At 62.5% G+C, this 26,946-nt stretch carries 22 protein-coding genes; 3 read left to right on the top strand and 19 right to left on the bottom strand.

Annotated elements, in window-relative coordinates; translation table 11 throughout:
• Positions 1–256 precede the first annotated feature (256 nt).
• The 11 genes from HMPREF2944_RS06130 to clpS all read right to left on the bottom strand — a co-directional run bounded on the left by HMPREF2944_RS06130 (position 257) and on the right by clpS (position 13,001).
• Positions 257–1,204 carry a multidrug transporter gene (locus HMPREF2944_RS06130; RefSeq protein WP_083313084.1) on the bottom strand — a complete coding sequence of 316 codons (948 nt, stop codon included), beginning with the start codon at positions 1,202–1,204 and terminating at the stop codon, positions 257–259.
• A 206-nt stretch (positions 1,205–1,410) separates the two neighbouring features.
• On the bottom strand, positions 1,411–2,481 hold the full coding sequence (gene cydB, locus HMPREF2944_RS06125) for a cytochrome d ubiquinol oxidase subunit II (RefSeq protein WP_070649038.1): 1,071 nt from the start codon (positions 2,479–2,481) through the stop codon (positions 1,411–1,413).
• A gap of 21 nt (positions 2,482–2,502) precedes the next feature.
• Positions 2,503–4,074 (bottom strand): cytochrome ubiquinol oxidase subunit I, encoded by a 1,572-nt coding sequence (locus tag HMPREF2944_RS06120; protein WP_070681533.1) that lies wholly within the window; start codon positions 4,072–4,074, stop codon positions 2,503–2,505.
• Positions 4,075–4,594: 520 nt separating this feature from the next.
• Positions 4,595–6,697: a DNA gyrase/topoisomerase IV subunit B gene (locus HMPREF2944_RS06115; protein WP_070681529.1), complete on the bottom strand. Its 2,103-nt coding sequence runs from the start codon at positions 6,695–6,697 to the stop codon at positions 4,595–4,597.
• A 226-nt stretch (positions 6,698–6,923) separates the two neighbouring features.
• Complete coding sequence (locus HMPREF2944_RS06110) at positions 6,924–8,153, bottom strand: RDD family protein (protein ID WP_070681527.1); 1,230 nt, start codon at positions 8,151–8,153, stop codon at positions 6,924–6,926.
• A 303-nt stretch (positions 8,154–8,456) separates the two neighbouring features.
• Positions 8,457–9,110: a non-canonical purine NTP pyrophosphatase gene (locus tag HMPREF2944_RS06105; RefSeq protein WP_070681524.1), complete on the bottom strand. Its 654-nt coding sequence runs from the start codon at positions 9,108–9,110 to the stop codon at positions 8,457–8,459.
• A 52-nt stretch (positions 9,111–9,162) separates the two neighbouring features.
• A complete protein-coding gene (gene rph, locus HMPREF2944_RS06100; protein WP_049343119.1) occupies positions 9,163–9,897 on the bottom strand; it encodes a ribonuclease PH in 735 nt (244 codons plus the stop codon).
• A 73-nt stretch (positions 9,898–9,970) separates the two neighbouring features.
• Positions 9,971–10,855, bottom strand: a complete 885-nt coding sequence (locus HMPREF2944_RS06095) for an MBL fold metallo-hydrolase (RefSeq protein ID WP_070681521.1) — start codon at positions 10,853–10,855, stop codon at positions 9,971–9,973.
• A complete protein-coding gene (gene murI, locus HMPREF2944_RS06090) occupies positions 10,846–11,868 on the bottom strand; it encodes a glutamate racemase (protein WP_070649043.1) in 1,023 nt (340 codons plus the stop codon). The genes HMPREF2944_RS06095 and murI overlap by 10 nt, the downstream gene beginning before the upstream one ends.
• A 231-nt stretch (positions 11,869–12,099) precedes the next feature.
• Positions 12,100–12,675 carry a DUF2017 domain-containing protein gene (locus HMPREF2944_RS06085; RefSeq protein ID WP_049333633.1) on the bottom strand — a complete coding sequence of 192 codons (576 nt, stop codon included), beginning with the start codon at positions 12,673–12,675 and terminating at the stop codon, positions 12,100–12,102.
• A complete protein-coding gene (gene clpS / locus HMPREF2944_RS06080) occupies positions 12,675–13,001 on the bottom strand; it encodes an ATP-dependent Clp protease adapter ClpS (protein ID WP_049343122.1) in 327 nt (108 codons plus the stop codon). Before clpS ends, HMPREF2944_RS06085 begins: the two co-directional genes overlap by 1 nt.
• A 279-nt stretch (positions 13,002–13,280) precedes the next feature.
• On the opposite strand from clpS, the gene HMPREF2944_RS06075 reads away from it, so the two are divergent.
• Both HMPREF2944_RS06075 and HMPREF2944_RS06070 read left to right on the top strand, forming a co-directional pair.
• Positions 13,281–14,579 (top strand): nicotinate phosphoribosyltransferase, encoded by a 1,299-nt coding sequence (locus HMPREF2944_RS06075; RefSeq protein ID WP_070681518.1) that lies wholly within the window; start codon positions 13,281–13,283, stop codon positions 14,577–14,579.
• 134 nt (positions 14,580–14,713) lie between these two features.
• Positions 14,714–15,340: an isochorismatase family protein gene (locus HMPREF2944_RS06070; RefSeq protein ID WP_049343124.1), complete on the top strand. Its 627-nt coding sequence runs from the start codon at positions 14,714–14,716 to the stop codon at positions 15,338–15,340.
• Between the two features lie 174 nt (positions 15,341–15,514).
• Here the strand turns inward: HMPREF2944_RS06070 and HMPREF2944_RS09170 are convergent, their stop codons facing one another.
• The 6 genes from HMPREF2944_RS09170 to HMPREF2944_RS06035 form a co-directional block, all read right to left on the bottom strand.
• Positions 15,515–16,936, bottom strand: coding sequence for a transcriptional initiation protein Tat (locus HMPREF2944_RS09170; RefSeq protein WP_141755743.1), 1,422 nt, complete (start codon positions 16,934–16,936; stop codon positions 15,515–15,517).
• A gap of 320 nt (positions 16,937–17,256) precedes the next feature.
• Entirely contained in the window at positions 17,257–19,044 is a 1,788-nt protein-coding gene (locus HMPREF2944_RS06055; protein ID WP_070681511.1) for a DEAD/DEAH box helicase, read from the bottom strand.
• A 253-nt stretch (positions 19,045–19,297) separates the two neighbouring features.
• Positions 19,298–19,597: a DUF3039 domain-containing protein gene (locus tag HMPREF2944_RS06050; protein WP_005506434.1), complete on the bottom strand. Its 300-nt coding sequence runs from the start codon at positions 19,595–19,597 to the stop codon at positions 19,298–19,300.
• 194 nt (positions 19,598–19,791) lie between these two features.
• Complete coding sequence (locus HMPREF2944_RS06045) at positions 19,792–21,468, bottom strand: transporter (protein WP_070681508.1); 1,677 nt, start codon at positions 21,466–21,468, stop codon at positions 19,792–19,794.
• Positions 21,444–22,457 (bottom strand): ABC transporter ATP-binding protein, encoded by a 1,014-nt coding sequence (locus HMPREF2944_RS06040; RefSeq protein WP_246826273.1) that lies wholly within the window; start codon positions 22,455–22,457, stop codon positions 21,444–21,446. Before HMPREF2944_RS06040 ends, HMPREF2944_RS06045 begins: the two co-directional genes overlap by 25 nt.
• Positions 22,458–22,787: 330 nt before the next feature.
• Positions 22,788–23,792 (bottom strand): co-chaperone YbbN, encoded by a 1,005-nt coding sequence (locus HMPREF2944_RS06035; RefSeq protein WP_070681505.1) that lies wholly within the window; start codon positions 23,790–23,792, stop codon positions 22,788–22,790.
• A 369-nt stretch (positions 23,793–24,161) separates the two neighbouring features.
• Here HMPREF2944_RS06035 and HMPREF2944_RS06030 point away from each other — a divergent pair, with 369 nt between their 5' ends.
• Complete coding sequence (locus HMPREF2944_RS06030; protein WP_070681502.1) at positions 24,162–25,448, top strand: AI-2E family transporter; 1,287 nt, start codon at positions 24,162–24,164, stop codon at positions 25,446–25,448.
• A gap of 184 nt (positions 25,449–25,632) precedes the next feature.
• On the opposite strand, the gene HMPREF2944_RS06025 is transcribed toward HMPREF2944_RS06030, so the two are convergent.
• Together HMPREF2944_RS06025 and HMPREF2944_RS09015 are read right to left on the bottom strand one after the other, a co-directional pair.
• Positions 25,633–26,448 carry an alpha/beta hydrolase gene (locus HMPREF2944_RS06025; RefSeq protein ID WP_070681495.1) on the bottom strand — a complete coding sequence of 272 codons (816 nt, stop codon included), beginning with the start codon at positions 26,446–26,448 and terminating at the stop codon, positions 25,633–25,635.
• A gap of 109 nt (positions 26,449–26,557) precedes the next feature.
• Positions 26,558–26,884: an ATP/GTP-binding protein gene (locus HMPREF2944_RS09015; RefSeq protein ID WP_083313083.1), complete on the bottom strand. Its 327-nt coding sequence runs from the start codon at positions 26,882–26,884 to the stop codon at positions 26,558–26,560.
• Positions 26,885–26,946 lie beyond the last annotated feature (62 nt).

Genomic DNA, 26,946 nt, shown 5'->3' with positions numbered 1-26,946 from the left:
CTTTCATAAGAGTGAGTTGTACACCACATTACACGTTCTACTCCCTGTCGCGCCCGAATTTCGGGGGGGGTGTGCACCAAAAATTTTTGCGCGCCCACTCGCCTGCTGCGAGCTGCATCCTCTGCGGGAATATCCTCGCGGGTGCGGGCTACCCGCCAAGCCTGTGTCTCGGGTGGCCCGCACCATTACCGGTCTTTCCCCGGCATCAAAATTCGGTTTTAAAATCCGACGTCAAAACCGGTCGTGGACGCTCGGGTTACTGGTGCTCCAGAACGTACTGCTTGAACTTCTCGTCGCGGTCGCGGTCGGCTTGGCGTTCCTGTTCAAGCTGTGACTGGTACTTGCGGATGAGCGGCATCTGGTACTGAGCTTCCAGGTCGTAGAGCTGCTTGCTCATGCCGACCTGCTGGTTACATTCGGCCTGGATGGTGGCGATGCGAATCTCTTCTTCGGAGGCGGGCTCGTTGAATCCGTTGTTCTTGCTCAGCTGCTCAGCCAGCGGGGTTTCCTCGGCGACGGAGCCTGCCGAGCGAGGGGTGAGGCCGCGGTCTGAGACGCACTGCTTCCACTTCTCTTCGAGCTCACGGTGTAGCGTGCTACCGTACACAGCGTTACCCGCCTCGGTAGAGATACGACTGTTTGTGGACTGCCCTTCATTCTCGGGCCTCTTGCCTTCGGGCACCGCGGCCTCCAGGGTCTCGCGGGCCTTGGGGTAGCATTCGGTGCGAAGCTTGTCCTCGGGGCTCATGCTCTCCCCCGAGTTATAGGAGATGGGGGCGGCTGCGTTGTTGGGGTCACGCTTCTGAAAACCGTACTTCTGGGCGTACTCGACGTTCCAGGGACCGTACTTTCGTCCCAAATCACCGCGGGGTGCGCTTTCAGAATAGGGAGCCTGGATGGTGTAGTTCTGCCCGTGTTCGGCAAAGCACTGCTTCATGGCAATCTGAAAGGCCGTGTACTCGTAGTTGGTGCGCTCGTAGTAGAGGTAATCGTCCAGGGGCATCTTCACAATGTCCTGCTCCGCGTCAAAGACGGCGTGGACGCTTTCGTCGCGTTCCAGCGGCGGGTTGAAGAGCGAGCACGCGCTCAGCGGGAGCACGCCGATGCAGAGCAGGGCACCCGTGGCGAGCAGGCGGCGGCTCATGCTGGCGCGAGGGCTAGTTCCGGTGCGAGGGTCGGCGGTGCGGCGGTTGAGGGACTTCATCGTTGAACACCTTTCATAAGAGTGAGTTGTACACCACATTACACTTTTTGCTCCTTGCCGCGCTCGAATTTCGGGGGGGGTGTGCACCAAAAATTTTTTATGACTTCTCTGCTCACCTACCTTGAATCCGTGTTCTCCCCGCAAATACAAAAATCCCCCGAACTTCTCAGAAGAGAAATCCGGGGGATTCTTCAATCAGCTACATGCTACTTGGTCGGCAGTTCAGCCAGTTCGGTAGCGTCGTGAGCATCGGGGATGTGATCCACGTGCAGACGCTTACGGAAGACCCAGTAGGTCCAAGCCTGGTAGACGAACACGACCGGCAGACCAAGGCAGGTCACGAAGGTCATAACGCCCAGGGTGTACTCGGAGCTGGATGCGTTCGCAATGGTGAGCGAGTATGCCGGATCCAGGGTGGAGGGCAGAACGTTCGGGTACATTGCGGTGAAGATTGCCAGAGCGCCGAATGCGAGGAACACGGACAGACCAGCGAAAGCGCGACCCTCGCGGCCACCCTTTGCGGAGACCCAAGCAATCAGAACGGCAACAACAGCCAGGATGGTGCACAGCCAGGAGATACCGTTACCGCTGGTGAAGTCCAGGGTCAGAACCCATGCGACGATCGGCAGCAGCAGGACGGGAGCCCAGCGCACCAGGGTGTTGCGGGCACGGTCGCGGATATCGCCGTCGGTCTTCAGAGCGACGAAGGCAAGACCCTGAACCAGGGAGAAGCCAGCGAAACCCAGGCCGCCGAGCAGAACCGGCAGGGAGACCCAAGCGAAGGCGCCGCCAACGCGGTCACCGTTCTCGTTGATGGGCAGACCCATGGAGGTCAGGCCCAGCAGTGCACCCACGAGCAGAGCGATGAAGAAGGAGGAGACGGACAGAGCGATGTTCCAGTTACGGATCCACTTCTCGTCGTTCTTCTTACCGCGGTATTCAATTGCGACCACGCGCAGAATCAGGAAGACCAGCGCGAGGGTCAGGGGGATGTACAGAGCCGAGAAGAGGGCTGCGTACCAGATGGGGAATGCTGCGAAGATAGCAGCACCGCCGGACACAATCCACACCTCGTTACCGTCCCAGACGGGGCCGATGATGTTCAGCAGCAGACGACGTTCCTTCTCGTTCTTGGTGAACTTGGAACCCATCAGCATGCCGACGCCCAGGTCGAAACCGTCGAGGATCAGGTACATGATGAGGAAGACGCCAATGGCGACAAACCAGAGGGTGGACAGGCCAGGCTGACCGGCAAAGATATTGAAATCAAAATTCATGGTGAATCAATCCTTACCCGCCTAGTAGGCGAACTCCAGCACATCGCGCTTGGACTTGTCGTTGGACTCGTCCTCGTGGTGCGACTGAACCAGCTCGGGCATTGCTGCAACGACGCCGGCCTTGACGTACTTGATGAGCAGGTAAACCTCAACCACCATCAGCACGCCGTAGAGCAGGCCCAGGGTGAGCAGGGAGAAGAGGATTTCTTCACCGGAAACGCCCGGGGAGATAGCTGCTGCGGTGTACAGGCGGATTGCGGGATCGCCCTCAAGGTTGGGGACAACCACGAAAGGCTGACGGCCCATTTCGGTGAAAATCCAGCCCAGTGCAATTGCGAAGAAGGGAGCCAGGATGGACCAGACGGCAACCTGCTTCAGCAGCTTGGACTCGGGAACAGTGCCCACGCCCTTCTTGCGGGTAATCCACAGTGCGTAGAGGTAGAAGGGAACCACAATGGCGCCCAGACCAATCATGCCGCGGAAGCCCCAGTAGGAGACCTCGAGGGAGGGCAGGTAATCAATCTTCTGGCCTGCACGCTCACCGTAGAGCGGGTTATCGGGCAGGTTGGTGCCGTACTTAGCTTCGTACTCGGGAACCAGGGTCTGGATGCCCTTCACCGGGGTGTTGAAGTTGTCGTGTGCCAGGAAGGACAGCACGCCGGGAACCTCGATGATGGTGTTAATCTTGTCGCAGCTCTGAGCGCCAAGCTCACCAACGGTCAGCACGGAGAAGGAGGTGCCGTCGTGGCAGGCGGCCTCGGCGGCAGCCATCTTCATGGGCTGCTCGTGAATCATCATCTGTGCCTGCATGTGGCCGGATGCGCCAACACCGGCGAAGCCGATGAGGCCCACCACGGCGCCCAGGCGCAGGGACTTGAGCCAAACCTGGAAGTCCTTCTTGTCGCGTGCGCCCTTGTCGGACTCACCAACGACAACCTTGCCGTCAACGACCTTGTCAATGCCGTCCTTGCGGCGGCGCCACAGCTTGTACCATGCGATACCGACCAGGAAGCCACCGGCAACCTGAATGGATGCGGTGATGACGTGCGGGAAGGTGACCCATGCGGTGGGGTTCATCAGCACGGCGCCGATGTCGGTCATGCGGGGACGACCGTCAATCATTTCTGCGCCGACGGGGTGCTGCATCCAGGAGTTTGCCACCAGAATGAAGAAGGCGGAAATCCAGGAACCGAGAACAGCCATGAACAGGGAGAAGGCGTGGACTGCGGGCTTGAGGCGATCCCAGCCGAAGATCCACAGGCCCAGGAAGGTCGACTCGACGAAGAACGCGAAGAGGCCTTCCATAGCCAGCGGGGCGCCGAAGACGTCGCCCACGAATCGGGAGTATTCACTCCATGCCATACCGAACTGGAACTCCTGAACCAGACCGGTGGCCACACCCATGGCGAAGTTAATGAGGTACAGTTTGCCCCAGAACTTCGTCATTCGCTTGTATTCGTCCTTCTTGGTACGAACGTAGCAAATGTACAGGTAGGTCACTACAAGGCCCAGACCCAGGGTCAGCGGAACCATGAAGAAGTGGTAGACGGTGGTGATACCGAACTGCCACCTACCAAAATCAAGGGGATCCATTGATAGGTCCTTACTATGTGTGTACTGATATGCGCGTGCGCCAGAATCGGGCACTCCCCCGTCAGTGAAGGGAGTGCGAGAGTTACTGACACAGTGTCTCTCACCCATCTACGGTACAGGTTTTTCTTTGAAGGCTGTGAGACACCTGTGCGCCGACTGGGCGTTAAATGTTTGACGTTTCGATAAAGGTTCATCGCACGTTATCAGCAAATACCGAGGTGAGACGGTTTAGAAACAGCCTGTCACCATCCGGAGTACGGAAGCCTTTTTCAACCCCTCCCCCAAACCTTGCAGTAAATTGTAATATCTGCAAGATTTTGGTGACGGATTTACCGAAACTGACACAATAGTTATTCAGTGTCGATCCATTAAATTTGCATCAAAAATACTGATTTTTGCGCCGTAGTGAAATCTAATGTGACAATTATCATAGAAAATTCCCACTTTATGACAAATCGTCAGCATGTTTTCCACGAGTCTCGCAAGAAAATACACACGCAAACGCACACGGGGAGAACCGCTACATATCGATGTTCTCAGTATCCAGCTGATGCGCGCCGGCGATAATGAACTCCTTACGCGGAGCCACCTCGGAACCCATCAGTAGCGAGAAGGCGCGCTCGGCAGCCTCGGCATCCTCGATGCGGACGCGACGTAGCATGCGATGGCGCGGATCCATCGTGGTCTCGGCCAGCTGGTCGGCGTCCATCTCACCCAGACCCTTGTAACGCTGAATGGGTTCTTTGTAGGTCACGCCCTGCTCCCGCAGGGAATCTAGCAGCTCGTGCAGCTGCTTCTCGGAGTAGGTGTACACCATCTCGTTCGGCTTACCGCGGCGCACCACCTCCACGCGGTGCAGGGGCGGAACCGCGGCGTACACGCGACCGGCCTCAATCAGCGGGCGCATGTAACGGTAGAACAGGGTCAACAGCAGGGTGCGGATGTGCGCACCGTCAACGTCCGCATCGGTCATCATGATGACCTTGCCGTAGCGGGCAGACTCTAGGTCAAAGGTGCGGCCCGAACCGGCACCAATCACCTGAATCAGCGCCGCGCACTCGGCGTTCGCGAGCACATCGGTCACCGAGGCGCGCTGAGTGTTCAGGATCTTACCGCGAATCGGCAGCAGGGCCTGGTACGAGGAGGAACGAGCCAGACGCGCCGTACCCAGCGCCGAGTCACCCTCCACAATGAACAGCTCGGAATGTTCGACGTTCGTCGAACGGCAATCCACCAGCTTGGTGGGCATGGACGAAGACTCCAGCGCAGTCTTGCGGCGCTGCGTCTCCTTGTGAATACGCGCGGAGACGCGGGTCTTCATCTCAGAGACGACCTTCTCGCACAGAGCGGCCGCCTGCGCCTTCTCCGCGCGGGCGGTCGATTCCAGGCGGGCCTTCAGGGCATCGCCCACCACCTTGGAGACAATCTGGCGAACCGCCGGGGTGCCCAGAATCTCCTTGGTCTGCCCCTCAAACTGCGGCTCGGCCAGACGAACGGTCAGTACGGCGGTCAGACCGGCCAGCACGTCGTCCTTCTCAATCTTGTCGTTACCCACCTTGTACTTGCGGGCGTTGTCGGCCAGATGCTTGCGCATCACGCGCAGCAGGCCCTGTTCGAAGCCCGCGGTGTGGGTACCGCCCTTGGGGGTCGAAATGATGTTCACGAAGCTGCGGACCGTCGTCTCGTAGCCGATGCCCCAGCGCAGGGCAACGTCCACCTCGCAATCACGTTCCACATCAGTCAGTTGCGAGCGGCCGTCCTCCCCCAGCACCGGCACGGTCTCGGTGAAGGTTCCGCTACCGCTGAAACGCCAGATGTCGGTGACGCGCTCGTCGTGCGCCAGGAACTCCACGAACTCGCTAATGCCGCCGTCGTACTGGAAGACCTCCTCGTGCGCCTCCAGTTCGCCGGGGGTGCCGGGCAGCCGGCGCTCATCGCGAATACAAATGCGCAGGCCCGGAATGAGGAACGCGGTCTGGCGCGCACGAGCCACCAGGTCCTCGTAGCTGAACTTGGCGTCGGGGGTAAAAATCTGCGGGTCAGCCCAGTAGCGCACGCGGGTGCCGGTCACACCGCGCTTCGCCTTACCCACAATCTGCAGGGCGTCGGTGCCCTCGGATGCGGGGGTGAACGGGTCATCGTGCTTGGGGGTACGGCCCGAATCGAAGTGGCCGGGAATACCGTGACGGAACGACATCTGGTAGGTCTTCGAACCGCGGTCTACCTGCACGTCCAGGCGCGAAGACAGCGCGTTCACCACGGATGCGCCCACACCGTGCAGGCCACCGGAGGCGGTGTAGGAACCGCCGCCGAACTTACCGCCGGCGTGAAGCTTGGTGAAGACGACCTCCACACCGGATAGGCCGGTACGCGGCTCAATATCCGTGGGGATGCCTCGGCCGTCGTCGCGAACCTCCACCGAACCATCGCGGTAGAGAATCACCTGAATGGACTGGCCGAAGCCGGCGAGCGCCTCGTCCACCGAGTTGTCGATAATCTCCCAGAGGCAGTGCATGAGGCCGCGGGAATCGGTGGAGCCGATGTACATGCCCGGGCGTTTGCGGACTGCTTCAAGACCTTCCAGAACGGAGAGGTTGCGAGCGGTGTAGTTCGAGGACGCCACGGGGTTCCTTTCAGGTGAATATGTCTGCGGTGGTGAACGCGCGCCGCACGCAGGGCGGAGTGAGGGCCCGGCTCACGTGCTACTAGGCAGAACGGATGCGGGGCACGACGCGTGTCGTGCCCCGCAGAGCGTTCAACGTTCGGAACTCTATTCTAGCGTGGCTTGGGGAAAAGGGTGGTCAGGACGGTCACCGATGGTGCCGTGCGTGGTTCCCACGTTCACCCCGCTAGTGTGCCTCACCCGTGGCCTTCGAGGAGCTCTCGTGACGGTTCGTGACCATGATATTGGACTTGAAGTAGAACTCTTCGGGAAGCTCATTGGTGACCGGGCCGTGGGGGAACTCGCTGAGCTTCGGCACGAAGTACCAGTCCATCAGCTCGCCGCTGCTCTGCTTGAGCACGCGACGCTCGCGCATGGCGCGGCGTACCTTGCGGCGCAGACGCGGACTGTCTTTCAGGGTGCTCGTGAAGACCCACGGAGTCTCGTAGCCCTCGGTGGCGGTGCCGAAGGTGATGCGCAGGTTGCCGTTCTCGTCGGCGTCCATCGTGAAGTCACCGTCGGCGATATCGGTGAAGGCGAGCATCCAGCTGTGTCGGCGTTCGTAGCTTTCGCGGGTGGTCTGCAGTGCCGCAATGATGCGGTGGTCGACCAGCAGCTCAACCTTACGTTCGGTGATTTCGCCCAGACGAGCGTAGGAGCCGAAGGCGCGGTTCGCGCCGCTGCGGCGAGGCCACTTCGTCACCGCACCGTGCGGCACCTCCCCCGCAAAGGTGAAGGGGCCGGTAATGGTGCCGGGCAGACGCAGACGCTCAAACGGCGCAGTCGGCAGGAAGGTCGTCAGCAGTTGATCGGAGCTCACCGACTTACCCCAGCGCGCCATCTCAAAAATAGTCGGCTCGGGGCCCACCGGGTAGAGGCGCGGCATCTTGCGACCGAACTCGTCAAAGCCCTCAATAAACTCACCGCTGGAGCTGTACCCGGGCATGGTCGCACCGAGCGGGCGAGTCCACGAGCCCGAGTACGGCTTGGTCAGGTGCGGGTTCTCCACCGGCAGGATGCTGGTGCGAGCGCCCAGGTAGGCGGGCATACGGGACAGGTTACGCCAGGCGAACTTCGCGGCAACCGCCTCACGCCACCACATCGGGCGTTTGCCCGGGGTCTGCCCGCCCAGGCAGTGCATGAGGAGCCAGAATCCAGCCCAGCCGAGAGTACCGGCAACAATCACCCACAACACCACGCTCAGCACCAGCTGGAGGGTACCGGTCGCCCACATATTCGTGGCGATGATGCCCATCAACCCCGCCCAGGCCACCATGGCGTACGGACCGAGCGTAATCATGGGGTCGACCACCTTGACGGCGGCGATAACACGGCGGTTGAGGCCGCGCCACACGTAGGAGTAGGACCAGAGGGCGACGGCAAGCATCAGCGCCATCAGCAAGAGAAGGATGAACATCGGTGCGTTCTCTTTCGCGGCAGGTTTTTCTACCGGGGTCGGTGGCAGCAGGCATCAGGCAGATGCTCCGTTGAAGTGCTTTTCAACAACAAAACTCGTCTGCCGAAGGTACCTTCAGCAGACGAGTCTCTTTGGTGTCACTAACCCTGAGGTAAAGCTTCTTTACCTATTGTGCCTTTAAGTGGTATTCGTATGGGGGATTTTGGCCACGGTGTACGAATAAATCGCACTCGCCCCTCCGCCAGGCAGATACCCGACAGATATCAGGCACAGCAAACAAGCTGTAACGCCCCGGTGACGGTTTTAGGCCAGAGCCGCAGCAATCTGCGGAATCAGCGCCTCAAAAGCACGCGCGCGGTGGCTAATCGAGTTCTTGATCTCGGCGGGAATCTGTGCGCAGGACTGGCCGGCGTACTTACCCTCGTAGAGGGCGTTCTCACCGTTGAGCTCCACGGGGCGCAGAATCGGGTCGTAGCCAAAGCCGCCCTCCCCCGCCGGTGCGGTCAGTAGCTCGCCGGGCAGCTCGCCGTATTCAACCGCCTCGAAGCCGTCCGGGGAGGCCACCGATGCGGCGCAGCAGAACTTCGCGCCGCGGTGCTCCGGAGCGATATCGCTCAACTGAGCCAGCAGCAGGTTCAGGTTCGCGGTGTCATCGCCGTGGCGGCCGGCCCAGCGGGCCGAGAAGATGCCGGGGGCGCCGCCGAGCACGTTCACAGACAGGCCCGAGTCGTCGGCAATAGCAATCAGGCCGGTTGCCCGGGCGACCGCGCGAGCCTTGAGCAGGGAGTTCTCAGCGAAGGTCACACCGGTCTCAGGAACATCGGGTGCGTTCACGCTGGCTGCATCCACGACCTGGGTGTCAACGTCCAGGCCGTCGATGTGGCCGCGCAGAATCTCGCGCAGCTCCTTGAGCTTGCCCTTGTTGTGGCTTGCCAGAACAATCTTTGCTTCTGCCATGGTTTCTCCTTTGCAACAGGTGCACACGGTGCGGGGTGGGGCGCCGTGCGGGTTAGTCGTTCTTCAGGGCCTCGCGCTGAATCTGGGCCAGCTCTGCGGTGCCCTCCAGGGCCAGGTCGAGCAGGCTGTTGAGCTCTTCGCGGTCGAAGGGAGCGCCCTCGGCGGTGCCCTGAACCTCCACGAACTTGCCGCTACCGGTGACGACCACATTCATGTCGGTCTCTGCGCGCACGTCCTCGGTGTAGGGTAGGTCAAGCATGGGGGTACCGTCGATGATGCCCACCGAAATCGCGGACACCGAATCAATCAGCGGGTTCGCCTTGGCGGAGATAATCTTCTGCTCCTTCGCCCAGGCGATAGCGTCGGCCAGGGCCACGTACGCGCCGGTAATCGAGGCGGTGCGGGTACCGCCGTCAGCCTGCAGCACGTCACAGTCGAGCACAATGGTGTTCTCGCCCAGCTCCTCCATGTTGATGACCGCGCGCAGGGAGCGGCCAATCAGACGGGAAATCTCGTGGGTGCGGCCACCCACGCGGCCCTTCAGCGACTCGCGCGAAGAACGGGTGTTGGTGGCGCGCGGCAGCATGGCGTACTCGGCGGTCACCCAGCCCTTGCCCTCGCCCTTGAGCCAGCGCGGCACGCCCTCGGTGAAGGATGCGGTGCACAGCACGCGGGTGTTTCCGAACTCGATGAGGGCGGAACCCTCGGCGTTGCGGGACCAGCCGCGGGTAATGGTGATGGGGCGCAGTTCGTTGAGGGCGCGGCCGTCGTCGCGGGTCACAGTCATGGGTTCTCCTTGGGTCGGTCGGTCTGTTGTGCTTATAACGTAGTCGGGTTGAATGTGGTTTGCGCTAGTCCAGCTAGGGTTTAGGGAGGGCAATGGCGGTCTTGAGCGGCGGGTCCAGCACCTCCACCACGTTCAGCGTGGAGGTCACCGGATGCGCCGGCGTGGGGCGCGGGTAGATACGGTAGCTTGCGGCCATTTCGGCAACGCCCACGGGGCCGGAGAAGGCGCTGCGGGCCTCGGCGCGGGCGATGTCAGGGTCGTTCCATACGGGCAGGTGGGTCAGCAGCAGGTTGCGTACGCCCGCCTCCTGGGCGGCCTGTCCGGCGCGCTTGCCGGTCAGGTGGATACCGCGCAGGGCGTCGTCGCGACCCTCCTGGTAGGCGGCCTCGCACAGGAACAGGTCGGCGCCGCGCGCGGCCTTAACCAGGCCCTCGCACAGGTCGGTATCACCCGAGTAGGCGAAAATCGTGTGGCCCTCGCGGTCGTTGCAGGTGATGCGCAGGGCGTAGGGATCCTTCGAGGGGTGCACCACGCGGAAGGGTTCCACGCGGAACGGGCCAATATGCACGGGCTCGCCCTCGGTCCAAGTGTGGTACTCGAACTCGGTGCTCATGCCCGGGTCGGGGTCCAGGCCGTGGGCCGCCGAAAGGTACTCGTTAATGGCGGCGGGGCCGTAGAGCGGAATACGTCCCTTGGGCCAGCCGCGCGGATCCCACTTGACGGCCACGTGCAGACCGGACAGGTCGATGCAATGGTCCGGGTGCAGGTGCGAGATGAGAATCGCGTCGATATCGCTCAGGTCGATATGGCGCTGCAGCATGCCGAGGGAGCCGTTGCCCATGTCCACGATGACGCGCCAGGTGCGGCCGGCGAAGTCGGTCGCGGTGAGCATGTAGCAGCTGGCCGGCGAGACGGGGCCGGGGAAGGAACCGGTACAACCGATAATCGTTAGGCGCATGCGGGACCTTCCTGCGTCGCCGCGGCCTCTTCGGCCTCGGCGACGTCTTCGTCCAGGGTGATGTTGCGGTGTGCGGCCAGCATCTCGGGGGTGATGGTGGCAAAGGAGCCGGTCGGGAAACGCTCGGCCACGGATCTGGTGTGACGTACGTTCGTGACCTCGGGGCCGAGGAAGCGGCGCGCCAGCTGCGAGAACGTCTCAGATTCGCCGGTGGCGAGGAACTCGTGGTGCGGGTGCTCCTCGGGAACCGGGCTCTCGATGGCGTGGTTGAGCAGTTCGCGGTATACATCCTTGGCGGTCTCATCCGCGGAGGAAACAAGGGTGACGTCCTCGCCCATGATGTAGGAAATCACGCCGGCCAGCAACGGGTAGTGGGTGCATCCGAGCACGAGCGTGTCGACCCCGGCATCCTTGAGGGGCTGCAGGTACTCGCGAGCGGTCTCCAGCAGTTCGGGGCCGGAGGTAATGCCCTTCTCCACAAACTCCACGAAGCGCGGGCAGGCCACCGAGTACACCTGAAGGTTGGGGGTAATCGCGAAGGTGTCCTCGTAGGCGCGGGAGGTGACGGTCGCCTCCGTCGCAATCACGCCGATCTTGCGGTTGCGGGTCGCGGCAAGCGCGCGGCGGGCGGCGGGCTGAATCACCTCGATGACGGGGATGCCGTACTGGCGGGTGTAACGTTCGCGGGCGTCGCGCAGCACGGCAGCGGATGCGGTGTTGCAGGCGATGACGAGCATCTTCACGCCGGAGTCGACGAGCTCGTCCATGATGCGCAGTGCGTTGGCGCGCACCTCTGCAATTTTGAGAGGGCCGTAGGGGCCGTGCGCGGTGTCGCCGACGTAGATGATGCGTTCGTGGGGCAGCTGATCCATGATGGCGCGGGCCACGGTAAGGCCGCCTACGCCGGAGTCAAAGACGCCGATGGGTGCCGCGGCGGTGGGGGCTACGGGTTCGGGGCTTCCCCAGGGGGTGCGGGCACGGTAGGGATTGGTTGCGTCGATGCTGTCACTCATGGGTCACCTACACTTCGGTATCGGTCGTTTCCTCGTTCTATGCTAACCCGCGTTCGGGGTGGTTTCTTCCCGGGAGGGGGTTAGATGAGTCCAGAACCACCATTATGAGACGGTCTGTGACGGCGGTGCGAGGGGGCAAACGAAAAATCCGTTCAGTGGGCGGTGTTCTATCGCACGTCGACGGGCAATATTACTGCGCGCGCGTGCACCTTATGAACCGAGAAGAGGCCTCTACTCCTCTTCGTCCAGGCCCTCAATCATCGCAAGCATGAGCGAATCCTGCACCCACGAGATGAAGTTGTACACCATCGCCATATACTCCTCATTGTTAGTGACCTGCGAGGCGTCGGTGATGGTGCCGATCTCGTCGGCGCGTTCTTCATCGGTAATCTGCAGGCGGTCGGCGAGCACCAGGCGAATATCGCCGAGGGCAGCGGCCCAGGCGCGGGCGTGCTCCTCGTTCAGGCGCAGGTCGCTCGACTCAATGTCGAAGGCGAGCATTGCCAGGTTGGCGCGCTTGGTTTCGCGCAAATCGCGTTCGGTGTAGCGACGGTACTCGGCCGCACTTTCCTCGTCGCTGCTGGCGACGGGGAGCAGGCGAGCCACGGCGCTGTCCTCGGGAATCGTGGGGTTCTCGGTGATGCCGACCAGCGCCTCGAGCGGGTCGACGGTACTGCCGTCGGCGGCGGTGTCGGAGGGGCGTAGCAGGGCGCGCACGTCCTCGGCGAGTTCTCGGATGAGCTCGCGCTCGGGCTGTTCAAATCGTGCGGTGTAGCCGCCGGGGGTGCGTCGGAAGGGGCGTGCCATTAGTTCTCCACTTTCTCGAAGGTGGCCAGCAGACCCCAGGCGTGCATGGCCTGGGTGTGCTTTTCGGCGTCCTCGCGGGGCCCGGTGAAGACGATGGCCTTGCCGTTGTGGTGCACCTGCAGCATGAGCTCCTCGGCGCGGGCGCGGGAGTAGCCGAAGTGGCTGCGGAAGACGTATGCCACGTAGGTCATGAGGTTGACGGGGTCGTTCCAGACGATGACGTTCCAGGGGGTATCAGCGGCGAGGATGTTCTCAAGCTCGGTGGTCAGGTCGGTGTCGCCTTCGGTGAGGGTTCCGCTGGAGAGGGTCACGACTGCGTTATTCATGGGGGTCCTTCGGGGTCCGGTCTGATGGATTCCGGAGTTCGTGGGGCCGGATTGTTGGGAACCGAGCCTCGCCACTTTGTGCAGCGTGGCGGCGGCTCGCGGCCGGTGTGTGTGCGGGGGCCGAATCTCTTTCGATTATACGGCCGGACGCGCCGGGCGGCGGGCAGAGTGCCTGTACTTTTTCATACTACACTACTTATAGTCAATAGTACTTTATGTAGTGATTGACACGCCGTCACAACAAGAAAAACGCCCGCTCCCCCCTCTACAATTAGACACATGACTACTACTTCGCTTCTCACCGATCACTACGAGCTGACCATGCTTCAGGCAGCTCTCGCCTCCGGAGCCGCCCAGCGCAAGTGCCCCTTCGAGGTCTTCACCCGCCGCCTTCCCGCGGGCCGCCGCTACGGCGTGCTCGCCGGCACCGGCCGCTTCCTCGAGGGACTCTCCGAGTTCCGCTTCACCGACGAAGAGCTCTCGTTCCTCTCCTCCCGCAACGTCGTCAACAAGGAGACCCTCTCCTTCCTGGAGTCCTTCCGCTTCAGCGGCAACATCCGCGGCTACGCCGAGGGTGAGGCGTTCTTCCCCCACTCCCCCGTCATGCAGGTCGAGTCCACCTTCGCCGAGGCGTGCATCCTCGAAACCTACCTGCTGTCCATCCTGAACTTTGACTCCGCCGTGGCCAGCGCCGCCTCGCGCATGACCGCCGCCGCCGGCAACCGCCCCTGCCTCGAAATGGGTTCGCGCCGCGCCCACGAGCGCGCCGCCGTCTCCGCAGCCCGCGCCGCCGTCATCGCTGGCTTCGCCGGCACCTCCAACCTGGAGGCGGGCCGCTCCTACGGCCTGCACACCATCGGCACCAGCGCCCACGCCTTCACCCTGCTGCACGACAACGAGCGCGAAGCCTTCGAGGCGCAGCTGCGTTCCCTCGGCGCCCGCACGACCCTGCTGGTCGACACCTACGACGTGGACAACGCCGTGCGCCTGGGCGTGGAACTGGCCGGCGAGGAGCTCGGCGGCGTTCGCCTGGACTCGGGTGACCTGGTCACCACCGCCGCCCACGTGCGCGAACTGCTCGATTCGCTGGGTAACACCAATACGAAGATCACCGTGACCAGCGACCTGGACGAATACGCCATCGCCTCGCTGGCCGCCGCCCCCGTGGACTCCTACGGCGTGGGTACCCGCCTGGTGACCGGTTCGGGCGCACCGACCTCCTCCATGGTGTACAAGGTCGTGGCCCGCGAGAACTCCGCGGGTGAAATGCAGCCGGTCGCGAAGGCCTCGGCCGGCAAGGCCTCGGTGGGTGGCGCCAAGCTCGCGGCCCGCCGCCTGAACAGCATGGGCATCGCAACGGCCGAGGTTCTGGGAACCCACGAAGACCCGGCCCTGCACGAGGACACCCGCCCCCTGCTCGTGGACTTCGTTCGCGAGGGCGAGCTGCTGCCCGGCTTCACCGGTGAGGAGGGCGTGCGCCGCGCAACCGCCCGCCACGCCGCATCCCTGGCCGAGCTGCCCGAGGCCGCTCGTCGCCTCTCCGAGGGCGAGCCGGTTATCCCGACCGAATTCATCTAAAACTCCCCCACGGTGCCCGCCCCGCGAGCCGCCGCGATACCCCTCAAGGACGGGGTGCATCCGGCGCAATCACGCGGGGCGGTGTGCCATACTTCTACCCGTGACCGTATAGGAACGGCTTGATAAGGACGGCTATGTCTAAGGCATTGATTATTGTGGACGTGCAGAACGACTTCTGCGAGGGCGGTTCCCTGGCGACCGCTCGCGGCGCCGAGGTGGCTTCGCTCATCAGCGAGTTCGTGGAGAACAACCACCACCGCTACGACGCAATCGTGGCCACCCAGGATTGGCACATCGATCCGGGTTCGCACTTCTCCGACACCCCTGACTTCGTGGACTCCTGGCCCGTGCACTGCGTGGCCAAGAGCAAGGGTGCGCAGATTCACGAGAACCTGGACACCGACTACATTGAGGCGTACTTCCGTAAGGGCCGCTACGAGGCCGCATACTCGGGCTTCGAGGGTCTGCTGGCCCCCGAGGACGAGGTGGCCACCGGCGAGCACGAGCCCGGTGCGGATGCGTCCGAGGACGGCCCGCAGACTCCCCTGTCGGAGTGGCTGGATGAGCGCGGTATCGAGTTCGTCGATGTTGTCGGTATCGCTACCGATTACTGCGTGTCGGCCACCGCGCGCGATGCGGTCGACGCCGGCTACGAGACCCGCGTTCTGGTTGACCTGACCGCGCCGGTGCACGAGGATAAGCTCGACGAAACCGCCGAGGCGCTGGAAGCCGACGGCGTGGAGGTCGTGGAGGTCCTCTAGCCTCAACGCAACTCGCACAACGATAGGGCGGGCACCCCGAGAGCACTCGGGATGCCCGCCCTATCGCGTCTACGCGAACAAATATTACGGGCACACAGAAGCCCCGCGAGCGCATGCACCCGCGGGGCTTTCACTGAGCCGGAGGTTTAATTTACCTCTGGCAAAGACGGGTTATTACCAGGGCACTTCACAGAGATACACTGTCGCGGTACCACCGGTTCCGTACTCACTATAATGGTCTGCGTTATTTGATAGAGAAATCTCACCTTCAATCACACTCGGTGCCAGGTAAGAGCCACCCGCACCTCCAGCACCCGCAACCTGCGCAGAGCTGATACTCTGGCGAACACCCTGCGGATTATTGTTCCATTTTTGAGCAATCGTAATCGCTGATTGTGAGAGAGCTGCGCCCGAACCGCCGCCGCCGTAGCCGCCGCCCCCGCCTCCAGACACAATAATCTGGGCACCGTTGAAGTATGGAGCAACTTGGTAGTAAGACAAGTATTTGTGGGTCCCGTCCGGGAGTTTAAGGGTTTCATATTCCCCGCCGTACAGACTGTGGTTGTCCAGCTGGTAGCTCACAGACATTACACCGTCACCGCCGTTCCCTTGCAAACCATTAGTGCCTGGGTTACCTGCAGTCGAAGAGCTGTAAAGAATCTGATTATTCTGGCTATCGAAGCTAAAGACATCGTTAGGGGTACCGGTCAGCACGGTTGGCTTAGCGCCGCCGGCGCCACCGATACCGTTACCGCCGCCCTTACCCCCTTCAACAGTTAGTTGAATGTTCGGGTCTTGAGCATAATACTCACGTCCGATTGTGGCGTCACCACCGCGTGCTCGTTCTCCCGACCCGCCCACACTTCGCACGGGCGGGTGAGCCTGATTTTCTGGACCGGTCATACGAACGTCCACGATTCCGGGGAAATGGTCCGGGTCAGGTTCCGTTGTGAACATTGTTGCACGGGTGGTTCCGCCGCCACCGCCTCCAGCAACGGCAATAACCTCACCGTTGATGAGCAGTGCCGTTGAACCACCGCCTGAGCATCCATAGACTTCTTCCATGGGAAACTTAGGATGCGGTCCGTGGTCCCAATCTGCAGCCCATGCCCAGCGTTCGCTCAGCTTTTTCATGACGTCATCGGGAATTCTAGTGTTAGGAACCCCACCACCATTACCGAAGCCTTGCCCGCCCTGGAAGCCTTCAGACCGGTACTCGTCCAGGGTGGGCCCGTACCCTCGGACATCGACCCTTCCTCCGCCACCTGCAATGAGCTCGATAGACGCAGGACCGGGTACCTCGACGACTCCGGTAACCTTCGCGCCGGAACCGCCTGGAGAGCTCCTATCGAAGCTTCCACCGCCTGCGCCACCGACCAGTTCAAAACGTACCTTAATGTAGGTGTGGTGCGCGTAGAGATATTCTGTTTCTTCCCGTCGGTTGTACATGTCAGCGCTGATATCCATGTAAGGTTTTTCAGACACGGTGCAATCTGGTTTTGACGCTGCGTAGGCCGGCACTACTGAAGAAGCCGCAATCACGGGGGTTGCCCAGGCGACACCCTTCACGACCTTACGGCGAGAAATATGAGACATCACTGTCCTTCGATGGTTGATGCAACCTTTCCCCAATGCACATTATCGGGGTGCGCGCTATTGCGCGGTTGGTTACATGGTGTTTCTTAAAGTTTTGATGCCCAACATAGACCTATATGTTGCGCATCAACGGAAAGTTCCCTGAGCCCGGCGACCATGCCGTGTTTTCTAAAGAACTTACCCCCACTAGGCTACACGTTCTATCTCCGCGCTGCCATGATTATCGCGCCTCAGACCCAATATTTCTGCATTTTATGCACACAAAAGCCCCGCGAGCGCATACACGCCCGCGGGGCTTTTCTCTACGTTCTATCCATGCTCTAGCGTCGGCCCACAAACCAGTCCGACAGCTTATCGAGACGTGCCTGAATCTGCTCAGCAGAAGCCTGCGCCACCGCCGGGCCGCCACAAATCTTACGCAGCTCGTTGTGAATCACGCCGTGCGGCTTGCCCGAGCGAATCGACCACGCCGCCACGTTCTTCGCCAGCTTGTTGCGCAGCGCCTTCAGCTGGCGATGATCCACCACCGAGGGTGCCGCGGTTGCCGGGCGACGAGCCGCGTGCTCACGCTGATGCGCGCGCAACAGCGTGCCCACCTGCTCGGCGTCCAGCAGGCCCGGAATACCCAGGAAGTCCTGCTCCTCCTCGCTGCCCACGGCGAGGTTGCCGGAGGCGAACTCGGCGCCGTCGAAGAGCACGCCGTGGAAGGACGCCTCGGAGCCGAGCGCCTCAAACTTGCCGCGGGCCAGCTGCTCGGAGGCGCGTTCCTCGCGGTTCGCTTCTTCGAGCAGGTGGTCGTCCAGACCCTCGACCATGGGGTCGATTTCCTGGGGTGCGCCGCGGTCGAGGGCGTGGTCGCGCTCGACCTCCATATCGTTGGCCAGCATCATCAGCTGCGGCACCGAGGGCAGGAACACGGAGGCGGTTTCGCCGCGCTTGCGGGCACGCACGAAACGACCGATAGCCTGCGCAAAGAACAGCGGGGTGCTGGTGCTGGTGGCGTACACGCCCACGGCGAGGCGGGGCACATCCACGCCTTCGGACACCATGCGCACGGCGACCATCCAGCGCTGCGTGCCCTCGCGGAACTCGTCGATCTTGGCGGAGGCCTCGCGGTCGTCAGAGAGGATCACGGTGGGATATTCGCCGGTAATCTTCTGCAGCTGTTCGGCGTAGGCTTTGGCGTCCGCGTGGTCGGTGGCGATGACGAGCGCGCCGGCGTCGGGCACGGTGCGGCGCACCTCGGTTAGGCGCTTGTCGGCGGCGGCGAGCACGGTCGGAATCCATTCGCCGTTGGGGTCCAGGGCGGTGCGCCATGCCTGGGAGGTGATGTCCTTGGTGAAGCCCTCGCCCAGGTTTGCCGCCATTTCTTCGCCCGCGGAGGTGCGCCAACGCATCTGACCCGAGTACGCCATGAAGATGACCGGGCGCACCACGTGATCCTTGAGCGCCGGGCCGTAGCCGTAGGAGTAGTCCGCCTTGGAGCGGCGGATACCGTCGTTGTCGACCTCGTAAGTGACGAACGGAATCGGGGAGGTATCGGAACGGAACGGGGTGCCGGTCAGCGCCACGCGGCGGGTCGCGTCGTCGAAGGCCTCGCGCAGGCCGTCACCCCAGGAGAGGGAGTCGCCGGCGTGGTGAATCTCGTCAAAAATAACGAGGGTCTTCGATGCCTCGGTGTTGCGGGCGTGCAGCTGCGGCTTATTCGCCACCTGCGCATAGGTCAACGCCACGCCCTTGTAGTGGCGGCTGATGGTCACGTCCGCGTTCTTAAAGTTCGGGTCAATCGGAATACCGACCTTCGCGGCGGCGTCCGCCCACTGCTTCTTCAGGTGGTCGGTCGGCGCCACAACGATGAGCTGGCGCACCGTGCCGCGGTTGAAGAGTTCCTTGGCGAGGGTGAGCGCGAAGGTGGTTTTACCCGCGCCGGGGGTTGCCACGGCCATGAAGTCGCGGGGGTTCTTTTCGAAGTACTTCTGCATGGCCTCGGCCTGCCAGGCTCGCAGGTGCACCGAGGTGCCCCAGGGGGCGCGGTCGGGGTATGCCGGGGAGAGCTTCGGCTTCACCATGCTGTCAAATAGCGTGGGTTCCTCTGGTGCTGCGCTCATTCTCTCCTTCTTCCTCGTCTGCCTCTGCCGGCCCGTTCTGAGCCTGTTATAAAACCGGTTTCCGGGCACAGCGAGGTTAAATTCTAGCACCACCGCCGCGGGTTGGGCCGGGCTGTGGTGCAAGAATTTGGTGCTCGTCAGCAAAGTCTCATGGGGTGTTTTGCCGCTGAGCTTTACTGCTGAGGCGTGTTATTCAGATGTATTCACTCGGGTTTACCCAGGCGTATTGTCTGAGTCGTATTATCTGGTTGTATTATTCGCCGGAGCCGTTATCGCCGTCGTTGCCGGGTGCCAGGCCCTCGTAAATCTCCTTGCACTGCGGGCAGACGGGGAATTTCTGCGGGTCGCGACCCGGAACCCACATCTTGCCGCAGAGCGCACGCACCGGCTCACCGGTCAGCGCCGACTCTAGAATCTTCTCCTTGCGCACGTAGTGGGAGAAACGCTCGTGGTCGCCCGGCTCGGATAGCTGGGTTTCCTCGCGCTCCAGCAGTGCCGTGCCGCCGGCCGTTCCGGGGCCGAACGGATCTTCAATACCTTCAATAGAGCTCATTCTTCTCTCCTTGGTGTTTTAAGTTCTTGCGAGCGCGGTCACCCCGCGGCTCCTAGCTCGTGCATGCCTCTCTCCATTCTAGTGGCTCATAGCAAACCCGCGGCCCGCAACCGTGACGATTGCGGGCCGCGGGCTCTGCGCCGGGTGCCGTGAGGGACGCGCGGCGAACCAGCACGGCGTTCAGCTGCCGGGCGCTAGTTCACGCTGAATCGCGCCACGCGCTCCAGCATGCGGGGGCTCATCCGGTCGAAACGGCGACCGCCCCAGACGACGCCTCCGACCAGCAGGCCCGCGCCGGTCATCAGCTGCAGTACGCCTCCGATGACCAGCGTCAGCAGGTTCTGCGTGAGGAAAACGTACACGATCACGGAGATGCCACCGGGCAGGGCGCTGAGCATCACCACGGCCATTGAAAGCATGAGGAGCAGCTGCTTGCCCATGCCCTCGTTATTCTTCGGGTTCTTGAACGGGTTAGCACCGGGAGGCGCCACGGGCGGACTAATGAAGGTATCCAGCATGCAGCCCATGCCTGCCGCCGCCGCGAACACGCCCAGCTGGTGCATCAGCACGATGGGGAAAAGTTCCAGGTGCCCGTTCACCGCAGAGGCCACCAGCACCATCAGCACCACAATCGGAACAACGAGAATACTGTAGCCCCACAGACGACCGATTCGGTCATCGATACCTCGCAGCGGGGAGAGCACGTGCAGGCTAAAGGCCGTGTTGTCGTATGAAACGAGGAAGCACATGTAGTAGCCGGTGAAGACGGTGCAGAAGTAGATCCAGAATCCGAAGAGCTGCATCACGCCGCTATTGACGACTTGTGTAGCCTGCTCGGGGTTGGGGCCGAAGCCAATCTCCCCATGGATGCTCCCGCCCGTGGCCGACATGAAGAGGGGAAAGCCAACCGCCAGGAGCAGGTACATCATGACCGTGGTAACCGTCAGCATCTGCAGGCGGTTGTCCTTGAGCAGCGAGTGTAGGGTGCGGGCCGCCACCGCGCCGCGCGGGGTTGCGGGGAACCGAGCGAACAGACCCAGGTCGCCCGCGGCAACTTCGGCTGCGCTCGCGTGATGGGCGCTACCGCCAACGTTCGCCATGGAGCGCGCGAGGTTCTTACCCCACAGCCACCAGCCGCCGGCCAAGTAGCCGAGGGTCAGCACCAGGCATCCGAGGGCCGCGGGAACGTTACCCGCCGCGAGCCAGTAGGGTACGGCGTAGGCCGAACCGAAGGGAGTCACGCCCAGCCAGGGCAGGAACGGGAGCAGCGCATCCCAGTGCCTGCTCAGGTAGGTTGCGGTACCACCGAAGATAAAGCCCAAGCTCATCATGAGCACCGCAGCCACAATCATCAGCACGTTGGCGACGCGTGGGTTTGCGCTCAGCATGATGCCCAGGCGGTTGGCCAGGCGTGCCCACACCATGAGGTTGGCCAGGCCCAGTACCGCGCAAACCAGGTACACGATCAGCAGGAGCGGCTGGGAACCGTACGCGATGAGGCCCAGGAGCACGGCTAGCACGGAGGCAACGCCGGGGATGCCCACGAACCCGCCGAGGAACTGTCCCTTCTGCAGGGTGGCGGGCTCGATGGGGAAGAGCACGAATCGGCTCTCGTCCAGGGTACCGTCCAGACCGCTGAAGAAGATGGGGACGATGGCCCAGCCGATGGCGAGCACCGAGCCGGCCAGTAGCGCGATGAGCGGACCGGTTTCGGGCGCCTCAAAGGCCGCCGCCAGGTACCCGACGGCGAGGCCAAGGAGCGCGAGGACCGCGTAGACGGCGGCGATGACCAGACCGATAACCGCCCAGACGCTACGGCGGAAGGAGGCCTGCACGTACTTCCACTTTAGTGAGACGAGGTGCCCAACCATGACAATCCTTCCGAGGAGGTGCGGCCACCAACCAGCTGCACGAATCGTTCTTCAAGGCTCGTGCCGGCACGTACTTCGTCGACGGTTCCGGCGGCAAGGATTCGGCCCGAGTCCATAATCGCCACATGATCGCACAGGCGCTGCACGAGGTCCATGACGTGTGAGGAGATGACGACGGTGCCGCCGGATGCGACAAAGCCGCGCAGGATGTCCTGAATATTGGCCGCGGAAACCGGGTCGACCGCCTCGAAGGGCTCATCCAGGATCAGCACGGAGGGCGCGTGGATGAGCGCCGCGGCGAGCGCAATCTTCTTGGTCATACCGGCGGAATAGTCGGCGACGGCGCGACCGGCCGCGTCGGTCAGGTCCATGGCGGCCAGCAGGTCCTTGACGCGGGAGGCAACGGTTTCCTTATCGATTCCGTGCAGGTAGCCGGAGTAGGTGATGAGCTGCTCGCCGGTAAGTTTGTCGAAGAGGTGCACGCCGTCGGGCAGCACACCCAGGTGCGCCTTAGCCTTGAGCGGTTCGGACCACATGTCAATACCGCGAATCAGCGCGGTACCCTCGGTAGGCTGAAGCATGCCGGTAACCATGGAAATGGTCGTGGTTTTACCCGCGCCGTTGCGGCCGACCAGCCCGTAGAACGAGCCGGAGGGAATCGTCAGGTTAATGCGATCCACCGCGACCTTGTCGTCGAAGAGCTTGGCGAGTCCCCGAATCTCGACGGCGGCTCCGGTCTGCGACGGTGCTTGGGGAGGCGCCACGGGAAATTGCGCGGGGGCCGGCTGGAACTGCGGGGGTTGCTGATCCGGCTGAGCATAGGCCGGCTGAGCGTAGGCGGCTTGTTCGGGTTGCTGGGCTACCGGCTGTTCGGGTTGAGCTGAGCTAGGTTGAACCGGGGTAGGCTGAGCTGGGCTCTGCGCTGCACCGTTCTGCGGCGTTCCGTGCTGCGGGTCGTGGGGCGGGGTGTTCACCGGATCCTGGGGCATCGTTGGTTCCTTACGCGTGAGAGTAACGGGTCACACTCTCACCCTATCACCCCCCCCATTAGCCAAAATACCTTTTTCTGAAAGATGCTCAAAAAATGTCTTTTGTCCGCATCTCGAGCGTTTGGGGCCATTCGCAGAGAGGCCGTTCGCAGGGCGCCCCCACAGTGAAAATGCCGTACCCTACCCTGCCGGTGCGTTACGCACGCAAACGGGCCGCCACCCCGCCGACACTACAGGTCAACGAGGCGGCGGCCCGCCTATTGCACACCATTCCATACGATTCTCCGGTGGGTCCCCCGGAGGTTGCCCCGGCCGCGCCGGGGAGCCTCTTTAGAACAGCGCCATGGTCAGCGCGGCACGCGCCTTCACCGTGCGCGGGTCCGAGGCGCCGACCACGTCGAAGAGCTGCACGAGGCGCTCGCGCACGCGCTTCTTATCGTCGGGGCCAACCGCACTGAACAGGCGCAGCAGGCGGTTGTAGGCATCCTCCACGTGGCCGCCCACCAGATCCAGGTCGGCCACGTTAAAGGCCGCCTCAATATTCAGCGGGTCGGATGCGGCGGCGGCGCGTTCGGTGGCCAGATCCAGGTCCTTCACGCGGGCCAGCAGCTCCACCTGTTCGAGGCCGAGTTTCGCCTCCTTATCGCCGGGATTCTCAGCGATGGCCTTGCGGTAGGCCTCACGGGCGGCGGGCAGGTCGCCGCGGTCCAGGGCGGCCACGGCCTCAGCGTGCAGGGGCGGCAGGGGCTTTTCATCCTCGGGCACGGCGGGATCAAAACCGCCAGGCAGCTGGTACTGGGCGGCAAGCTGCAGAACCTGTGAGAGCACGTCGGCCAGGTCCTCGGCACTGACCGGGCCGGTGTAGATCGGGGCGGGTCGTCCACCCAGCACGGCCACGCCGGCGGGTACGCCGCTCACGCCGAAGGCCTGCGCGGCCTCGGGCAGTTTGGTGATGTCCACGGCGGCGCAAATCATGGATCCGGCGGCGGAGTCCACAAGCTTCTGCACGCCCTCGAGCATCTGCAGTGAGGACGGTGAATGGGGCGCGTAGAGCGCGAAGATTACGGCGCCCTGGCTGGAAAGCTGCACGAACTTCTGGAACTCCTCGGGGGTGTTCACGTCGTAGCGCCAGGTGGGGGCGGCGGGGGCATCGGGCTGATTACCCGAGGATGCCGCGGACCCCTGCGTGCCGGAGGTGGGGTTCAGCTCCACGGCGTTGCGCACCGAGGCGGGGATATTCGCCTCGGCCGGCGCAGCCTGCGCCCCACCCCGTGCGGCGTTGTTCTGCCCGCCTGCGTTCTGCCCGCGGTCTGCCGGGTCAAAGATAATGCTCATCCTGCGTTCCTTCCGTTCACGCTGTTCGGCGTTTCCCGCCATTCAACTTCTCGTGCCGCGCGCACGTCGTTCACGACGGCTTTGAGCCCGGACGTTCTCGCGCGATAGCCCAACCTGTTGCGGCTCTTCTCTCCATTATCTCCGGTTCGGCTCGCCCGGGGGCGATAACTCCAGCCCCTTAGCTCTCAGCACATCCGAACCGGCGGGGGGGGGCCGCGGCTGGTGCAACCGAACTCTCACGGGTCGGCCCCGTTGCGGTGGGCACAACCCTCACGGCCGTGAGCCGGTAGAATGGCACAGTAGAGAAACGCCGCAGACATACGCGACGTTGCAACGCACGAACCTCCGATTCCCTTGAAAAGGACCCGTATGAGCAATCAGAAGCACCCCTCCGGCGATGGCGGGGACCAGCACTCCGAGGAACACCACAAGAAGGAATCGCTCGCCGATCAGCTGACGGGTACCCTCACCGATCTGACCGAGAGCATCAGCCAGGTGCGCTCCAACCGTCGACGCGCGTCTATGCCCCCGACCGATACTCTACCCGTGGTGTCGGCGGCCGGTAGCGATACTCCCCCACCGCCGAAGGTCCTCGGTAACGGCAAGACCTCCATGATGCACAACCCCGTCGCGTTCGGCTTCCTCATGACCGTCGGTGTGGGTCTGGCCCTGCTGGCCTACTACATCTTCAATAACGTGGGTGCCCTGGTGGGCTGGGTGACCGGCGCTATTTTCATTGCGCTGGGTCTGGACCCGATTGTGCGTCGCCTGGAGGCTTGGGGCATTAAGCGCAACATCGGTGTGATCGTGGTTCTCGCCGGTTTTGCCGGTGCCGTTGCCGCCCTGGTGATGAGCATCGGCCCGATTATTAGCGAGCAGGCCTCCAAGTTTGTGCAGTATGCCCCGAATATTTACCAAAACACTATCGATTCTGATTGGTACCACGAGCTCGATCAGCGCTTTAGCATCAGCAGCTGGGTGAATGAGAACGTCCCCAAGTTCCTGGAGTCAACGTTCTCTTCCTCGCAGGTCAATAGCTTTATGTCGAGCCTGTTGTCTGCCGGTTCTACCCTGGCGCAGAGCGTGACCGGCGTAATTATTGTTCTGTTCCTGTCCCTGTACTTCCTCACCTCGATGAACACCATCAAGGCCTGGGGTGTGCGTCTGGCGCCGGGTTCCAAGCGCGCCCGCGTCAAGTACATCACCGATAAGATCACCGACTCGGTGGGTAACTACGTGATGGGCCAGGCTATGGTGGCCATCTGCAACGCCCTTTTCGCATTCTTCACCATGCTCTTCCTGGGGTTCAGCTTCCCCCAGTTGATGGCCATCGTCATCCTAATTCTGGCATTCATCCCGCTGGTTGGCGGCGTGGTGGCGCTGATTCTGACCTCGCTGATTCTGCTGACCCAGGGCTGGAGCATGGCGCTGTGGTTTGCGGTGGCGTACTTCCTGTACTTGCAGGTGGAGGCGTACCTGATTTCTCCGCGTATTATGGCTCGCGCTGTGTCGGTCCCTGCCGGTGTTGCGATTATTTCGGTGGCTGCCGGTGGCGCGCTCTGGGGCGTGCTGGGCGCGCTGATTGCTATTCCGGCGGCGGCTTCCATGCTGATTCTGGTGCGTGAGGTGTTCATTCCTCGCCAAGACCAGTTATAGTCACCTCCCAGCTGTAGTCATCGCCCAACTGCAGTTACCTAGCTGTAAACAGCTGTAGGTTCTCTACGCGCTCGTTCTTCTTCCTGCGGGCAACTATCTCGTATAGATACGAAGGCGGCGGCTTTGGATGTTCTATCCAAAGCCGCCGCCTTTATGTTTTATGCCGTGTTTTTATATCGAACCTTTAGAGCTCGGTAATTTCTTCCGCCACGGGGCCGCTGTATTCGGTGGGCAGCTCGGTTTCGGTGCCGGTCACGATGCTCACCACGGTGTTGAGCACCTGCTGCACCGACTTCTCGCCCACCCACAGGTGCTTGCAGCCCTCGAAGGGAATCACGTGAGTGCGAGGCACGGCGGCGAAGCGCTCGCGGGCCGCGGGAGGTTGCAGGTAGTCGTCGTGCTCGGGGACCAGCGCGTACAGCGGGTTCGAGATCTTGTTCCACTCGTCCAGCTCGGCCGGGTGCACACGGTGCAGCGGCGGGGAGAGCAGAATCGCGCCGGTGAACTCGTTCGCGTATTCGGGGCCGTACTTGAGCACCAGCTCGGTGCCGAAGGACCAGCCGACCAGCCAGGGGTTCGGTAGAGCGCGCTCGCGCACAAACTTCAGGATTGCGTCGAAGTCCTTCTTCTCGGCGAAGCCGCCGTCAAAGACGCCCTCGCTGGTGCCGCGAATCGAGGAGGTGCCGCGCGTATTGAAGCGTAGCACCGCGATGTTCGCCAGGGCCGGCAGACGGAATGATGCCTTCTTGTACACGTGCGAGTCCATGTAGCCGCCGTGAGTGGGCAGCGGGTGGAAGGTCACCAGGGTCGCCTTGATTTCGCCCTCGGGCAGGGCCAGCTCGCCGACCAGGCGCTTGCCGTCGGCGGTGGTCACGACGAAGTTCTCGCGGCGTGCCGGTAGCACGGTGCGTGCCTTAATGGGGGTGGGTTCTGCGGGGGTGCTGAAGACGTAGCGGGCGGGATTGAATTCCTGCTCGCGGGTAACCTCTGCGGTGCTCATGGGGTTCCTTCACTCTTGAGATGTACGCGCGTGCGCGTCTGTCATTCTTCTGACGTTGGGGTTTCTAGCGTCTGGGTGCCGGATTACCCGACGCGATGCTCTGCCGCGGCTATTTGCGGCGGGTCCTCCAGCAGTGCTGATGCCAGTGCCGGCGTTCGTCGATGGCCCTTGAACGTCCCAGCGTGTGGCTCTCCTGCCACACCACCAGATGCGCGGTTCCCGGCGGAATCGGGCGGTAACATTCGGGGCATGTGTAGGTTTTACGGGCGTTCACCGCCGGAATGTACTGCACGAGCCAATCGCCGAAGCGGTCGCTCTCCAGGCGGGGCGCGGGGTCAAGAATCCTGCTGATGTCCCGTCCCGCGGGTGCGCTACGGTGCCACTTATCGCTGGTGGTACCGGACGCTCGCTTACCGGGGTGATTCTTACGTACCATGAGCCCTATTCTACCGCGCCCGCTCCTGCCCTCTCCCCCGAGGCTGCGGATACCTGCTAGAG

Origin of the sequence: Rothia sp. HMSC072E10, from assembly GCF_001813965.1 — a bacterium.
Taxonomy (GTDB): domain Bacteria; phylum Actinomycetota; class Actinomycetes; order Actinomycetales; family Micrococcaceae; genus Rothia; species Rothia mucilaginosa_A.
Note: the sequence above shows the minus strand (reverse complement) of the source record. Positions and strands in the feature narration are given on the sequence as shown.

Bases quoted from the DNA above. Each gene is read 5' to 3' on its own strand.
- HMPREF2944_RS06130 (WP_083313084.1), bottom strand. From the start codon at position 1,204: ATGAAGTCCCTCAACCGCCGCACCGCCGACCCTCGCACCGGAACTAGC.
- cydB (WP_070649038.1), bottom strand. From the start codon at position 2,481: ATGAATTTTGATTTCAATATCTTTGCCGGTCAGCCTGGCCTGTCCACC.
- HMPREF2944_RS06120 (WP_070681533.1), bottom strand. From the start codon at position 4,074: ATGGATCCCCTTGATTTTGGTAGGTGGCAGTTCGGTATCACCACCGTC.
- HMPREF2944_RS06110 (WP_070681527.1), bottom strand. From the start codon at position 8,153: ATGTTCATCCTTCTCTTGCTGATGGCGCTGATGCTTGCCGTCGCCCTC.
- HMPREF2944_RS06105 (WP_070681524.1), bottom strand. From the start codon at position 9,110: ATGGCAGAAGCAAAGATTGTTCTGGCAAGCCACAACAAGGGCAAGCTC.
- rph (WP_049343119.1), bottom strand. From the start codon at position 9,897: ATGACTGTGACCCGCGACGACGGCCGCGCCCTCAACGAACTGCGCCCC.
- HMPREF2944_RS06095 (WP_070681521.1), bottom strand. From the start codon at position 10,855: ATGCGCCTAACGATTATCGGTTGTACCGGTTCCTTCCCCGGCCCCGTC.
- murI (WP_070649043.1), bottom strand. From the start codon at position 11,868: ATGAGTGACAGCATCGACGCAACCAATCCCTACCGTGCCCGCACCCCC.
- HMPREF2944_RS06085 (WP_049333633.1), bottom strand. From the start codon at position 12,675: ATGGCACGCCCCTTCCGACGCACCCCCGGCGGCTACACCGCACGATTT.
- clpS (WP_049343122.1), bottom strand. From the start codon at position 13,001: ATGAATAACGCAGTCGTGACCCTCTCCAGCGGAACCCTCACCGAAGGC.
- HMPREF2944_RS06075 (WP_070681518.1), top strand. From the start codon at position 13,281: ATGACTACTACTTCGCTTCTCACCGATCACTACGAGCTGACCATGCTT.
- HMPREF2944_RS06070 (WP_049343124.1), top strand. From the start codon at position 14,714: ATGTCTAAGGCATTGATTATTGTGGACGTGCAGAACGACTTCTGCGAG.
- HMPREF2944_RS09170 (WP_141755743.1), bottom strand. From the start codon at position 16,936: ATGTCTCATATTTCTCGCCGTAAGGTCGTGAAGGGTGTCGCCTGGGCA.
- HMPREF2944_RS06055 (WP_070681511.1), bottom strand. From the start codon at position 19,044: ATGAGCGCAGCACCAGAGGAACCCACGCTATTTGACAGCATGGTGAAG.
- HMPREF2944_RS06050 (WP_005506434.1), bottom strand. From the start codon at position 19,597: ATGAGCTCTATTGAAGGTATTGAAGATCCGTTCGGCCCCGGAACGGCC.
- HMPREF2944_RS06045 (WP_070681508.1), bottom strand. From the start codon at position 21,468: ATGGTTGGGCACCTCGTCTCACTAAAGTGGAAGTACGTGCAGGCCTCC.
- HMPREF2944_RS06040 (WP_246826273.1), bottom strand. From the start codon at position 22,457: ATGCCCCAGGATCCGGTGAACACCCCGCCCCACGACCCGCAGCACGGA.
- HMPREF2944_RS06035 (WP_070681505.1), bottom strand. From the start codon at position 23,792: ATGAGCATTATCTTTGACCCGGCAGACCGCGGGCAGAACGCAGGCGGG.
- HMPREF2944_RS06030 (WP_070681502.1), top strand. From the start codon at position 24,162: ATGAGCAATCAGAAGCACCCCTCCGGCGATGGCGGGGACCAGCACTCC.
- HMPREF2944_RS06025 (WP_070681495.1), bottom strand. From the start codon at position 26,448: ATGAGCACCGCAGAGGTTACCCGCGAGCAGGAATTCAATCCCGCCCGC.
- HMPREF2944_RS09015 (WP_083313083.1), bottom strand. From the start codon at position 26,884: ATGGTACGTAAGAATCACCCCGGTAAGCGAGCGTCCGGTACCACCAGC.